The sequence below is a fragment of the Streptomyces coeruleofuscus genome (assembly GCF_039532725.1).
In the GTDB taxonomy this organism is placed as follows: Bacteria; Actinomycetota; Actinomycetes; order Streptomycetales; family Streptomycetaceae; genus Streptomyces; species Streptomyces coeruleofuscus.
This window is the reverse complement of sequence record NZ_BAAASE010000007.1, coordinates 382,349-395,465: the sequence shown is the minus strand read 5'-3', so window position 1 is coordinate 395,465 and position 13,117 is coordinate 382,349. Positions and strand designations below refer to the sequence as shown.

The following is a 13,117-nucleotide window of genomic DNA, read 5'->3' as shown; positions in this document are numbered from 1 at the left end:
AAGCCACAAAGAACCGGCAGCCCGCAACTCACCGCACCCCTACGGCGCTACCGCTCCAAACGCCCGTTGAACCGACGAGGCAGCCCCAACGGGTTCTCGTCCCGCAGCTCCGCCGGCAGCAACGCCTCCGGCGCGTTCTGATACACCACCGGCCGCAACCACCGCTCGATCGCCGTCCCGCCCACCGACGTGGACGTGGACGTCGTGGCCGGGTACGGCCCGCCGTGATGCTGAGCCGGCGCGACGGCGACCCCCGTCGGCCAGCCGTTCACCAGCACGCGCCCGGCCAGCGGCGTCAGCTCCTGGAGAAGCTCCGCGCCCCGGCCCTGGCCGGCGGCCTCCTCCTCGGACAGCTGCACCGTCGCCGTGAGGTTGCCCGGCAGACGCGACAGCACGGCCTTCACCTCGGCCTCGTCCTCGTAGCGGGCCACCACGGTGACCGGCCCGAAGCACTCCTCCAGGAGCAGGTCGTGCTCCCCCTCCTGCGCCAGCCTGCTCGCCGGAACCGTGAGGAACCCGGCGCTGACGGTGTGCTCGCCGCCCGCACCCGGGGTGACCGGGGAGTCGACGTCGGGCAGCTCGGCCCGCTCGGCGACGCCGGCGACGAAGTTGTCGCGCATGCGGTGGTCGAGCAGGACCCCGGCGTCGGTGTCGCTGACCGCGTCGGTCAGCGACTTCAGCAGGGCGTCACCGGCGGCGCCGGCCGGCGCCAGGACGAGGCCCGGCTTCACGCAGAACTGGCCGACGCCCAGCGTCATCGACCCGGCGAGGCCCGCGCCGATCGTCTCGGCGCGCTCGGCGGCCGCGGCCTCGGTGACCACGACCGGGTTCAGCGAGCCCAGTTCGCCGTGGAAGGGGATCGGGACCGGGCGGGCGGCGGCCGCGTCGAAGAGGGCCCGGCCACCGCGCACCGACCCGGTGAAGCCGGCCGCCGAGACCAGCGGGTGCTTGATCAGCTCGACGCCCGCCTCGAAGCCGTGCACCAGCCCGACGACGCCCTCGGGGATGTCGTGCCGGGCGGCGGCGCGGCGCAGCACCTTCGCGACGTACTCGGACAGGGCCGGGTGGTCCGGGTGCGCCTTGACGACGACCGGGCAGCCGGCCGCGAGGGCGCTCGCGGTGTCGCCGCCGGCGACCGAGAAGGCGAACGGGAAGTTCGACGCCGAGTAGACGGCGACGACGCCCAGGGGCACCTTGTAGCGGCGCAGGTCCGGGATCGGCGGGGTCGCGGTGTCGTCGGGGTGGTTGATGACGACGTCGAGGAAGGCGCCTTCGTCGACGATGTCGGCGAAGGCCCGCAGCTGGTAGCAGGTGCGGGTGAGCTCACCGGTCAGCCGGACCGGGCCGAGCGCGGTCTCGGCGTCGGCGGTCTCGACGAGACCGTCCTTGGCCGCCTGAAGCTCCTCGGCGGCGCTGCGCAGGAAGGCCGCGCGCACGGTACGGTCCGCGAGTGAGCCGCGCGCCTCGTGCGCGGCGCGGACGGCGGCGTCGACCTCCTGGGCTGTGGCCTCCACCGCAACCTGTTCACGCTGCTTCCCGGTTCGGGGGTCGACACTCCAGACTGGTGCTGCTGCCACCGCGGGTCCCTCCACACATGTAATGCCGCAGTACTGGGTCATCCACCAGGGGCGTTCGATATACTGAACGCTGTCTCTGATGATGAATATGCTGTGGAGACTATTTCCCGTCGAACGAAGGGGTCAAGGGCGATGTCGGCTGGCGAGACGGGCGGCGGGGCGCAGGTCAAGTCCGCGGTACGAACGGTTGAACTGCTCGAATACTTCGCCGGGCGTCCCGGTATGCACTCGCTCGCGGCGGTCCAGGAGGCCGTCGGCTACCCCAAGTCCAGTCTCTACATGCTGCTCCGCACGCTCGTCGAGCTGGGCTGGGTGGAGACCGACGCGACGGGCACGCGGTACGGCATCGGCGTGCGGGCCCTGCTGGTCGGCACCTCCTACATCGACGGCGACGAGGTCGTGGCGGCGGCCCGCCCGACCCTGGACCGGCTCTCGGACGACACCACCGAGACGATCCACCTCGCCCGCCTCGACGGCACGAACGTCGTCTACCTCGCCACCCGCCAGTCGCAGCACTACCTGCGTCCCTTCACCCGGGTCGGCCGCCGGCTGCCCGCGCACTCCACGTCCCTCGGCAAGGCGCTGCTGAGCACCTACTCCGACGAGCAGGTCCGCAAGATGCTCCCGGAGACGCTGCCCGCGCTGACCGAGAACACGATCACCGACCGCGAGAAGCTCATCGAGGAGCTGCACCAGGTCCGGGAGCAGGGCTTCGCCGTGGACCGCGAGGAGAACACGCTGGGGCTGCGCTGCTTCGGGGTGGCCATTCCGTACCGCACGCCGGCGCGGGACGCCATCAGCTGCTCGGTGCCGGTGGCCCGGCTGACCCCGGCGCACGAACAGCTCGTGAAGGACGCGCTGTTCGACGCGCGGGACCGGCTGACACTGGCCACCCGTAGGCTCTGAGACATGAATGTCGAGCTGCGCCAGGTCCACGACAGCGATCTGCCGGTCTTCTACCGGCAGATGAACGACCCGGAGGCTCTCCATATGGCGGCCTTCACCCCCGAGGAACCGGCCGACCGGGACGCCTTCGACGCCCACTGGGCCAAGATCCGGTCCTCCGACGCCGTGGTCCGCACGGTGCTGGCGGACGGCGACGTGGTCGGCAGCGCGGCGGTGTACGGCGTGCCGGGCGAACGCGAGGTGACGTACTGGGTCGACCGCGCGTACTGGGGCAAGGGCATCGCCACGGCGGCGCTGCGGGCGCTGGTCACGGAGGTCCCCGAGCGCCCCCTGTACGCCCGGGCGGCATCGGACAACGCGGGCTCGCTGCGCGTACTGGAGAAGTGCGGTTTCCGTACCGTCGCCACGGCCAGCGGGTACGCCAGCGCGCGGGGTGCCGAGATCGAGGAGACGGTCCTGCTCCTGGAGGGCTGAGCGGCGGCGCCCGCCTCTCCCCCGTCCGGCGGAGGCGGATCGTCGTCGTGCAGGAGGTGCCGCCGGCCTGCCTCGCGGGAGCCTGAGTGCATGACGCAGTCACTCGCTCCCGCAACCGTCACCGCCGTCCGTCTCAGCGGGCCCCGGCGGATCCTCCGTGCCGTCGCCGTCCTCTCCTGCGTGCCGTACCTCGGGCTCAAGGCCGCCTGGATCGCCGGGAGCCACGTCGGGATCCCCGAGGGGAGCGGCCTGCTCGACGACCGGGTGGGCATGGCCGTGATCAACGGACTGTCCGTGCTGGTGGACAGCGCGGTGATCGTGCTGGCGCTGGTGCTGACCCGGCCGTGGGGGCTGCGGGTGCCCGCGTGGCTGCTGGCGTTTCCCATGTGGATCGCCACCGGGCTGCTCGCGCCGATCATGGCGGGGTTCCCGGCGCAACTGGTCGTGAGGGCGTTCGGAGGCGGTTCCGTATCGGACCAGGCCCAGGAGCCCTTCCTCCACGAGTGGGTGTTCACCGTCGTGTACTCGGGGTTCATCCTCCAAGGGCTAGCCCTCGGCGGCCTCTTCGTGCTCTACGCCCGCGACCGCTGGGGGCATCTGTGGCGGGGCCGGGTCTGGGAACTGCCCGCTGGTGTCGTCGGGCCGGCGCACCGGGCCCTCGCCGCCGTGGCCGCCGTGCTCGCCCTGCTGCCCCTCACCCTCCACGTGCTCTGGGCCTGCGGTGTCACCGCCGGACTCAGCGAGGGCCGGGCGGCGGACCGGGGCGGTGACTTCCACGTCCTGGAAGCCGTCTACGCGGTGTTCCTCGTCGCGGCCGTCTCCGGCGGCTTCCTGCTGGCCTTCCGGCGCGGCCGGGCGCTGCCCGTGGCGGTGCCGCTCGGCCTGGCCTGGGTCGGTTCGGGCGCCGTGGCCTGCTGGGGCGGCTGGCTGACGCTCGCCTCCCTCGGCGGCGTGGAGGACATCGCCGACCGCCCCACGCCGCTGATGAACCTCGCCTACGCTGGGCAGATGCTCGTCGGATTCCTCGTCGCCGCCATCGGCGTCTACTACTTCGCCGAGCGCTCGGCCCGGGCCGCACGGCGGGCCGCGTGAGACAGGCCGCCCGGTCCCTGTTCGGCCGGCGGGCCCGGCTGCGCTGGGTGCATCTGATCCTCGGCGGCGCGCTCGCCATGCCGTACGTCCTGGTCGGCTCGGTGATCATCGGTCCGGCCACCGGCGGCACGAACGTCTTCGGGTCCTTTCCGCTCCAGCTCGCCTCCTTCGGCGTGGGGCTGCCGCTCGCCGCCGTCACGTCCGTGTTCCCGCTGACCCGGCCGCTGGAGGCCGCCGCCGCGCGCTGGCTGTGCGGTGTCGACGCGGACCGGCTCGCCTTCGGACCGGCCCGGACGCGGGGCGAGAAGGGCCGTACGGCGGGCTGGTTCACGCTGCATCTCGGGTTCGGCGGGATCATCGCCGGGATGTCGCTGGCCGTGCCGCCGTTCGCCACCGTGCTGATCCTGCTGCCGGTCTTCGCCGGACTCGGCGGCACCCGGCTCGGGCTGCCCGAAGTCTTCCACCACGCCTGGGCCTTGGCGCTCGCGCCGGTCGCTGGCGCGGCGATGCTCGTGGCCCTCGCCGGCTGCGCCGCCGGCAGCGGTGCGCTGCTGGCCCGCTGGGCGCCCGCGCTGCTCGGCCCGTCTCCCGAGGGACGGCTCGCGGCCGCCGAGGCACGCGCCGCCGACCTGGCCGTCCGCAACCGGCTGGCGCGGGAGCTGCACGACTCCGTCGGCCACGCGCTGAGCGCCGTCACCCTCCAGGCGAGCGCGGCGCGCCGCGTCCTCGACTCCGACCCGGAGTTCGTCCGTGAGGCCCTCGCCGCGATCGAGGACACGACCCGGCGTACCGTCGGCGAACTCGACGCCGTACTGGGCGTGTTGCGCGAGGGCGGCGCCCCCGGCACGGCCCCGGCGCCGACCCTCGCGGCCGACCTCGACGGTCTGCTGCGCCGCACCCGGGCGGGCGGACAGCGCGTGACGGCCACGGTCGACGCCGACCCGGAGACCCTGCCCCCTCTGCTGTCCCGCGAGGGCTTCCGGATCGTGCAGGAGGGGCTGAGCAACGCCCTCAAGCACGCGGGCGACCGGGCCGCCGTGGACGTCCGGATCGCGGTGGCGGACGGGTGGCTGGAGATCACCGTGGAGAATCCGGTGACCGGCCCAGCGACGGTCACCGGACCAGCGACGGTCACCGGCCCCGCGTCCTCCCGCCCCGGCGGCGGCCACGGGCTGCGCGGCATCGCGGACCGGGTCAGGCTGCTCGGCGGGACCATGACGGCCGGACCGGCCGCCGGATCGCGCGGACCGGCCGGAGAGACCTGGCGGCTGCACGTACGTCTGCCGATGAAAGGAACCGCATGACCCGCCCGACGCCGATCCGTGTCGTCCTCGCCGACGACGAGCGCATGGTCCGCACCGCGCTGCGCGCCATCCTCTCCGCCGAGCCGGACCTGGAGGTGGTGGGCGAGGCGGCCACCGGTGCAGAGGCCGTGTCGGTCGTGCGGGACCTGCGGCCGGACGTCGTCCTCATGGACGTCCGCATGCCGGAGATCGACGGCATCCGCGCCACCGAGCAGATCCTCGCCACCCTGGACGAGCCGCCCCGGATCGTCGTCGTGACGACCTTCGAGAACGACTCGTACGTGTACGACGCGCTGCGCGCCGGAGCCGCCGGGTTCCTGCTGAAGCGGTCGGACGCCGACGCGCTCGTGCAGGCGGTCCGGCTGGTGGCGCGCAGCGACAGCCTGCTGTTCCCGGCGGCCGTCCGCACCCTCGCGACCGAGCACGCACGCGCGCACCCGGCGCCGCCCGCGTGGGTGGCGAAGCTGACGGGGCGCGAGCGGGAAGTGCTGCGGCACATGGCGGAGGGGCTGACCAACGCGGAGATCGCCCGCCGGATGGAGGTCGGCCCCGCCACGGTGAAGTCGCACGTGGCGGCGGTGCTGGCCAAGACGGGCACCCGGGACCGTACGCAGGCGGTCATCGCGGCCTACGAGGCAGGGTTCCTGAACGTCGGATGAGAAACAGGACGGGCGGGAACGATCCGCCCGGCATTGCTCGTCCTCAGTTCGGGATGAACAAGACGATCAGGCGCGCATCGGTCTTCGCGCTGCTGCTGGTGTTCGCTCTGCTGGTCAGGGCGACCTGGGTGCAGTTCTACGAGGGCCAGGCGCTCGCAGACGACAAGGACAACCGGCGGAACGCGATCGAGACGTACTCGGCGCCGCTCGGGAACATCATCGTGGGCGGCCGGTCGGTCACCGGCTCGGCCCCGACGACGACCGGCGACCTCAAGTACAAGCGCACATACAGGGACGGCGAGCTGTACGCGGCGGTGACGGGCTACGCGTCGCAGGCGTACGCGCCGACCCAACTGGAGGGCATCTACACCGACCTGCTCAACGGCACGGACAGCCGGCTGAAGTCCGTGATGGACACCGTCACCAACCAGCGGGCCGACCCGGGCAACGTGGTCACGACGATCGACCCGGACGTGCAGAAGGCGGCGTTCGACGCGCTCGGCGACAAGAAGGGCGGGGCCGTCGCCATCGACCCGAAGACCGGGAAGATCCTCGCGGTCGTGTCGTCCCCGTCGTACGACCCCTCGTCGCTGACCGACGCCAACACCGGCGGTACGGCCTGGAAGAAGCTCACGGCGGACCCGGAGAAGCCGCTGGTCAACCGTGCGTTGCGGCAGCCGCTGCCGCCGGGTTCGACATTCAAGCTGGTGGTGGCGGCGGCCGCGCTGGAGGACGGCCTGTACGCGTCGGTGGACGACCCGACCGACAGCCCCGACCCGTACACGCTGCCGGGCACCACGCGGGAGCTGACGAACGAGAACCCGAACGCGCCCTGCACGAACGCCACCATCCGTACGGCGTTGGAGTACTCGTGCAACAACGTCTTCGCGAAGATGGCCGTCCAGCTGGGCCAGGACAAGGTGAAGTCGATGGCCGAGAAGTTCGGCTTCAACGACGACAAGCTGGACGTGCCGGTGCGGGCCTACACGAGCGTGTACCCGTCCGGCATGTACCCGTCGCAGACGGCGCTGACGGGCATCGGCCAGTTCGACGTCACCGCGACGCCGCTCCAGATGGCCATGGTGTCGGCGGCCATAGCCAACGGCGGCAAGCTGGTTTCGCCGCATATGGTTGCGCAGATCACCAACAGCGGTGGTGATGTGCTGCAGGACTACGACGACGAGGCGGGCTCGAAGGAGATCGTCAGCTCCTCGACCGCCGAGCAGTTGCAGTCGGCGATGCAGACGGTCGTGGACCAGGGTACGGGCACGAACGCCCAGGTCCCGGGCGCGACCGTGGGCGGCAAGACGGGTACGGCCCAGCACGGCGAGAACAACAGCCAGGTGCCGTACGCCTGGTTCACCTCGTACGGGAAGTCCGACTCGTCGGGCAAGGAGGTCGCCGTGGCGGTCGTCGTGGAGCAGTCGAACGCGGCCCGCTCGGAGGTCAGCGGCAACGGCCTGGCGGCGCCGGTCGCCAAGGCGATGATGGAAGCGGCGCTCAAGGAATGAACCTCAGCTGCCGATAAGCCGTCTGTAGAGACGAGACGGGCCGCCCCCCTCCCCCCGGGGGCGGCCCGTCATCGTTACTTCGCTCCCAGCAGCTGCTCGATCGGGTCGATCGCGAAGTACACGAGGAACAGCGCCGAGGTACCCCACAGCAGCCAGTGGACCTCCTTGGCCTTGCCGAGCACGGTCTTGATGACGACGTAGGCGAGGAAGCCGGCGCCGATGCCGTTGGTGATGGAGTAGGTGAACGGCATCACGGCGATGGTGAGGAACGCGGGGATGGCGATGTCGTAGCGGTCCCAGTCGATGTGCTTGACCTGGGTCATCATCAGGAAACCGACGGCGACCAGGGCGGGGGCTGCCGCCTGGAGCGGGACGATGGTGAGCAACGGGGTCAGGAACAGCGCGAGGCCGAACAGTGAGCCGGTGACCAGGTTGGAGAAGCCGGTGCGCGAGCCCTCGCCGACGCCGGCCGCGGACTCGATGTAGGAGGTCGCCGAGGAGGCCGAGGCAGCGCCGCCCGCGACCGCCGCGGCGCCGTCGATCAGCAGCACCCGGCCGAGGTTCGGGACCTTGCCCTCCTCGTCGAGCAGGCCCGCCTCGGCGCTGATGCCGACGACCGTGCCCATGGTGTCGAAGAAGTCCGACAGGATCAGGGTGAAGATCAGCAGCACGACGGTGATGACCCCGACGCCGGGGGCGCTGAAGGCACCGAACAGGTCGAAGTCGCCGATGAGTCCGAAGTCGGGAGCGTCGACGAGCTTGCCGGGCCAGGACGGTGTGGTCAGGCCCCAGCTCTTGATGTCGGCTATGGAGTTGATCACTATCGCCAGCGCCGTCATGGTGACGATGCTGATCAGGATGGCGCCCTTGACCTTGCGGGCGAGCAGGCCGATCGTCAGCAGAACGCCGAGGCAGAAGACCAGCATCGGCCACCCGGCGAGCGTTCCGGTGCCGCCCAGCTGAACCGGCACGGTGGTGTTCGCGGCGTCCGGGATGCGGCTGACGAACCCGGCGTCGACGAAGCCGATGAAGGCGATGAACAGGCCGATACCGACGCTGATCGCCTGCTTGAGCGGCTGGGGTATGGCGTGCATGACGGCCTCGCGCAGGCCGGTCACCACCAGCACGCAGATCAGCAGGCCTTCGAGGACGATCAGGCCCATCGCGTCGTCCCAGCTCATCAGCGGGGCGATCTGGAAGGCGACCACGGCGTTCAGGCCGAGTCCGGCGGCGAGCGCGAGGGGCAGATTGCCGCCCACGCCCATGATGATCGTCATGACCGCGGCCACCAGGGCGGTGGCGGTGGTGAGCTGGACGGCGTCCAGCTGGTGCCCGAACTTGTCCTTCGCGCTGCCCAGGATGATGGGATTCAGGACAAGGATGTAGGCCATCGTGAAGAACGTGGCGAAGCCGCCGCGTATCTCACGGCCGAAGGTGGATCCCCGCTCGGAGATCTTGAAGAACCGGTCGACGCTGTTCACCGCCGGTGGTGCGGCGTCGGGCCGGTCGGCCACCTTCTGGGATTCGGACATGACGGGTGCTCCTCGGTGCCTGGGTGATCGGGGTGCGGATGCTGGCTGGATTGTTCCCGCGTTGAACCACATTCAGGTTTTCTTCGTGTTACGGAATCAGAGTCCGGCCTGCCATACGCCGTTCGAAGCTCCGTACGAACCATCCTGAGAACGCTGCTACGCTTCCCGATCTCGTCCGGACCTCCCCCGGATGATCACATGTCATCTACATGACACGCATAGGCACCCCGGCCCGGAGTGCCCGAAGCCGCTGCGAGGAGAGGTCGCCCGTGGGCACAGTCGTCGACGACGCCGCCTCCGTGGAGTTCCACGCCTTCTTCGAGCGTCACTACGCCGAACTGTCCCGTCTGGCCTACCTGCTGACGGGCGAGTCGGACACCGCCGACGACCTGGCGGCGGACGCGTTGCTGGCGCTGTGGCACCGCTGGGACCGGGTGCGCTCCGCCGACCATCCGGCTGCGTACGCGCGCGGTGTGGTCGCCAATCTGGCCCGGACCCGGATCCGCAGCGCCGTGCGGGAGCGGCGGCGCATCGCCCTGTTCTGGTCGCAGCGCGAGGAGAACACCGAGAACCCGGACGTCGCGGGCGTGGTCGACGTCCAGAAGGCGTTGCGCAGGCTGCCGTTCCGCAAGCGGGCCTGTGTGGTGCTGCGGCACGCGTTCGACCTCTCGGAGAAGGACACCGCGCTCGCGCTCGGCGTCTCGGTGGGTACGGTGAAGAGCCAGACCTCCAAGGGAATGGCCGAACTCCAGCGGTTGCTGGGCACACAGGGAGTACCGCAGCGGATGCACGCGGCGGTGGGCACTCCCCGTTGCCCGCCGGTCGTGGAAAGCTTGCGGGCGCGCACCGGTGAGGGCGGAGGAAGGGACCGATGACGATGCGGCGGGACGTGCACGAGGAGCTGCGCGCCCGGCTGCACGAGGCGGCCGGGACGCACCAGCCCGACCGGGAGCAGATCCTGGCCCGGGTCGAGCGCGGTATGGCCGGTCCGGCCGGTTCCGGCCACCGGGTGACGCGTCCGCCGGTGTTCGGGTGGATGCGGGTGGCCGGTGCGACGGCCGCGGTGGCGGGTGTGCTGGCGGTGGGCGGTTACGCGGTCGCGTCCGCGGTGAAGGAGGAGACCGCCCCGCAGCAGCAGGGCGTGGCGACGACGCCCACGCCCACGCCGTCGCCGGAGGCGACGAGCCGGGCCCCCGCGCCGCCGGTGGATCCCACGCCGTCCGCCCCGCCGGAGCGCCGCGAGTCCGCTCCGCCGCCCTCACGGACGCCGAGTACCTCCGTCACGGGGCGGCCGCCCGCCGCCACGGAGGACGGGCCGCTGTGGTCGGACGGCTCGGTCGACCCGCACAGCAACGACTTCTGGGCGCAGAGCAACATCACGGTCAAGACGCGCGAGGAACTGACCGCGCTGACCGTGCGGTTGAGCGTCGCCCAGACCGGCGGGGTGTCCGACGCGGGAGCGTGGCGGTCGCTGCCCGAGCAGGACTTCACGCTCACGGTCGGCGAGCGGGACGGCTTCCTCGTCTACACCTGGACCCTGAAGGAGGGCCGCAAGGTCCCGGCGGGCGAGTGGGTGTTCGCGGGCCAGTTCGACCACGAGCGCGGCGGCCGTGACGCCGGCGCCGACCGCTACACGGTGACGGCCGCCGCCGGTGCGGAGCGGCTGTCCGTGGGCGGCGGTTTCGCGGCCGTGGACGACACCGACGACGACTCGTGAAAAATTTCTGAAGGCAACGGCAACCCTTCCCTCACCGGTGGCGACCACCAGGCGCAAGAGTCACCACCCATTGAGGAATCGGTACATGACTGCACCAGCAGAACAGCGCGTCCGCCATCGTCGCCGGGTCACCAAGCGGCGGGCCATGATCGCCGGGTTATCGGCGTTCGGCATCACGGGAGCGGCGATCGTCACCACGTCGATGCTGTCCACCGCGGGCGCCGCGTCCTCCTGGCCCACGGACAAGGGCAAGACGCCCGTGTCGGAGACCATCCCGGTCTCCGGTGTCCGCGACGGCGGGATGAAGATGTTCTACGGCTCCGGCGCGCTCGGCGGCGACAGCCAGGACGAGGGCCAGGCCCCCCTCTTCGAGCTGGCCGACGGCGCGACCCTCAAGAACGTCATCATCGGCACCCCGGCCGCGGACGGCGTGCACTGCAAGGGCAGTTGCACGCTCCAGAACGTGTGGTGGATGGACGTCGGCGAGGACGCGGCCAGCTTCAAGGGCAAGTCGTCGTCGGCCGTGTACAAGGTGATCGGCGGCGGCGCGAAGAACGCCGACGACAAGGTGCTCCAGTTCAACGGCGCCGGCACGCTGAACGTCTCGGGCTTCCAGGTGCAGAACGCCGGAAAGCTGGTGCGCTCCTGCGGCAACTGCAAGACGCAGTACAAGCGCACGGTCGTGCTGAACGACATCGACGTCACGGCGCCCATGAACTCGATCGTCGGCGTGAACGCCAACTACGGCGACACGGCCACGCTGTCGAAGATCCGCATCCACGGCGACAGCAAGAAGAAGATCAAGACGTGTGTGCGCTTCGAGGGCAACAACACGGGCAAGGAGCCCAAGGAGCTGACCCCGCCCGGGCCGGACGGCAAGACCTGCAAGTTCAAGGCCTCGGACATCAGCTACCAGTGATGCCGCAGCACGTGTGAGCTCCGGCCGGCCCGAATCCCCCTCGGGCCGGCCGGATGCCGGATGTCCGGGCCCCCAGTCGGACTTCCCGGCACCCCGACCCTCCGGAGCCCCCCTCCGGACGGTCGAACAGCCCTGGCCGAGCCCCCCTCGGCCAGACGGCAGGACGCCCCCGCCGGTTCACACCGGCGGGGGCGTCGCCATGCGGCGAGAGCCTCTAGTCCATCGTCGAGCCGACGGTCGTCGAGCCGGTGGTCAGGAATGTCGTCGCGGGGAGGGATCCGTCCGCCCGGCGCGCTCCGTACGCGCTGGTCGCGTCCGTCGACCTGAAGGGCGGGGCGGCGACGCCGCCGTCCCAGTCGTTGCCTGCGGAGACGGCCGAGGTGCCCAGCTCGGCGGGCCCGCCCTCGTCGCTCGCGGCGAGGTTCCTGCCGAGGCGGGCCTTGCCGGTGGCGAAGTGGAAACCGTTGTGGGCGTTGGCGTACGTGGTGTTGCGGTTCATGGCGATGGCGCCGGTGTTGGAGCTCTCGGTGAAGCCGTGCAGCGTGTTGCCCCAGGCGGCGTTGTTGTCGACGACATGGGCGACGGACGCTCCGCCGCCGCCCAGTTCGAAGCCGTTGCCGTTGCCCTCGAAGGCCGGGTCGTTCCAGCGGTTCTCGCCGTTGCCGAAGGCCCAGGAGTGCTCGATGGTGACCGGTGAGGAGAACTGCCAGAGGTCGAGGCCGTCGTCGGAGTTGTCGTACAGCCGGGCACCGGTGATCCTGTTGCCCGTCCCTGAGCCGAACTTGACGGCGATGCCGTCGGCGTTCCGGCCGTGGCCGGCCGGGTCGTAGTTGCCGTGGCTGTCCAGGTTCTGCACGAGGTTGCCGGTCGTGCCGTCGCCGCGCAGGGTGAAGCCGGAGTCGCCGTTGTCCGCGGTGACGAGGTTCCTGAAGACGCCTCCGACGGAGGACGTCGCGACGAAGCCCTGGGCGGGTGAGTTGACGAAGGCGAGGTTCTCGACGGTCCAGTGGTCGCCGTGGACGGCGGCCAGCCAGGAGCCGGCGGGCAGTTTCGAACCGTCGATCCGGACCTTCTCGCCGCCGTGCGCCCGCAGGGTGATGCGTGCCGAACTGGTGCCGCTGGCCGTGGACTTGAGGGTGGCGTCCGGATAATAGGTGCCGCCGCGGACCTGGATGGTGGTCCCCGCGGTGGCGTTCTTCACGGCCGCTTCGAGCTGGGCCGCGGTGGAGACGGTGACCGTCGACGAGGCGGCCTGCGCGCCGCCTCCCGAGAGCCCGAGGTAGACGCCGCCCGCCCCCGAGGCGCAGACCACCGCGGCGGCGACGGCGAGCGTACGGGTCCTGCGGTGGCGTCCTGCGCTGAGCAGCACGAAGCGGTCCTTTCCTGGGGAACGGGAACGGAAACGGTCGGAGGGGCCCGCTCCGTC

General features: G+C 71.2%; 12 protein-coding genes. 9 read left to right on the top strand and 3 right to left on the bottom strand.

All coding sequences use genetic code 11. The features are described from left to right. Window positions 1-47 precede the first annotated feature (47 nt). Complete coding sequence (locus tag ABFX81_RS28085; protein WP_086851510.1) at window positions 48-1,577, bottom strand: aldehyde dehydrogenase family protein; 1,530 nt, start codon at window positions 1,575-1,577, stop codon at window positions 48-50. A gap of 132 nt (window positions 1,578-1,709) precedes the next feature. Here ABFX81_RS28085 and ABFX81_RS28080 point away from each other — a divergent pair, with 132 nt between their 5' ends. The 6 genes from ABFX81_RS28080 to ABFX81_RS28055 all read left to right on the top strand — a co-directional run bounded on the left by ABFX81_RS28080 (window position 1,710) and on the right by ABFX81_RS28055 (window position 7,523). Beyond that, the gene (locus tag ABFX81_RS28080) at window positions 1,710-2,483 is read left to right on the top strand and encodes an IclR family transcriptional regulator (RefSeq protein WP_010037854.1); all 774 of its coding nucleotides are present in this window, start codon (window positions 1,710-1,712) and stop codon (window positions 2,481-2,483) included. Between the two features lie 3 nt (window positions 2,484-2,486). Then, window positions 2,487-2,957 carry a GNAT family N-acetyltransferase gene (locus ABFX81_RS28075; RefSeq protein WP_086851512.1) on the top strand — a complete coding sequence of 157 codons (471 nt, stop codon included), beginning with the start codon at window positions 2,487-2,489 and terminating at the stop codon, window positions 2,955-2,957. A 90-nt stretch (window positions 2,958-3,047) separates the two neighbouring features. Further along, window positions 3,048-4,049: a hypothetical protein gene (locus tag ABFX81_RS28070; protein WP_086851514.1), complete on the top strand. Its 1,002-nt coding sequence runs from the start codon at window positions 3,048-3,050 to the stop codon at window positions 4,047-4,049. Next, a complete protein-coding gene (locus tag ABFX81_RS28065) occupies window positions 4,046-5,353 on the top strand; it encodes a histidine kinase (protein ID WP_086851516.1) in 1,308 nt (435 codons plus the stop codon). The genes ABFX81_RS28070 and ABFX81_RS28065 overlap by 4 nt, the downstream gene beginning before the upstream one ends. Continuing rightward, entirely contained in the window at window positions 5,350-6,012 is a 663-nt protein-coding gene (locus tag ABFX81_RS28060; RefSeq protein WP_086851518.1) for a response regulator, read from the top strand. Before ABFX81_RS28065 ends, ABFX81_RS28060 begins: the two co-directional genes overlap by 4 nt. A 53-nt stretch (window positions 6,013-6,065) precedes the next feature. Further along, a complete protein-coding gene (locus ABFX81_RS28055; protein WP_086851520.1) occupies window positions 6,066-7,523 on the top strand; it encodes a penicillin-binding transpeptidase domain-containing protein in 1,458 nt (485 codons plus the stop codon). Between the two features lie 74 nt (window positions 7,524-7,597). On the opposite strand, the gene ABFX81_RS28050 is transcribed toward ABFX81_RS28055, so the two are convergent. Continuing rightward, complete coding sequence (locus tag ABFX81_RS28050; RefSeq protein ID WP_086851522.1) at window positions 7,598-9,055, bottom strand: solute carrier family 23 protein; 1,458 nt, start codon at window positions 9,053-9,055, stop codon at window positions 7,598-7,600. Window positions 9,056-9,324: 269 nt separating this feature from the next. Between ABFX81_RS28050 and ABFX81_RS28045 the strand changes: the two genes are divergently transcribed. The 3 genes from ABFX81_RS28045 (at window position 9,325) to ABFX81_RS28035 (ending at window position 11,691) form a co-directional block, all read left to right on the top strand. After that, a complete protein-coding gene (locus tag ABFX81_RS28045; protein ID WP_086851523.1) occupies window positions 9,325-9,930 on the top strand; it encodes a SigE family RNA polymerase sigma factor in 606 nt (201 codons plus the stop codon). Next, window positions 9,927-10,772 carry a hypothetical protein gene (locus ABFX81_RS28040; RefSeq protein WP_086851524.1) on the top strand — a complete coding sequence of 282 codons (846 nt, stop codon included), beginning with the start codon at window positions 9,927-9,929 and terminating at the stop codon, window positions 10,770-10,772. Before ABFX81_RS28045 ends, ABFX81_RS28040 begins: the two co-directional genes overlap by 4 nt. A gap of 85 nt (window positions 10,773-10,857) precedes the next feature. Beyond that, complete coding sequence (locus ABFX81_RS28035; RefSeq protein WP_086851526.1) at window positions 10,858-11,691, top strand: pectate lyase; 834 nt, start codon at window positions 10,858-10,860, stop codon at window positions 11,689-11,691. A 214-nt stretch (window positions 11,692-11,905) separates the two neighbouring features. On the opposite strand, the gene ABFX81_RS28030 is transcribed toward ABFX81_RS28035, so the two are convergent. Then, window positions 11,906-13,060, bottom strand: a complete 1,155-nt coding sequence (locus ABFX81_RS28030; protein WP_346138838.1) for a right-handed parallel beta-helix repeat-containing protein — start codon at window positions 13,058-13,060, stop codon at window positions 11,906-11,908. Window positions 13,061-13,117 lie beyond the last annotated feature (57 nt).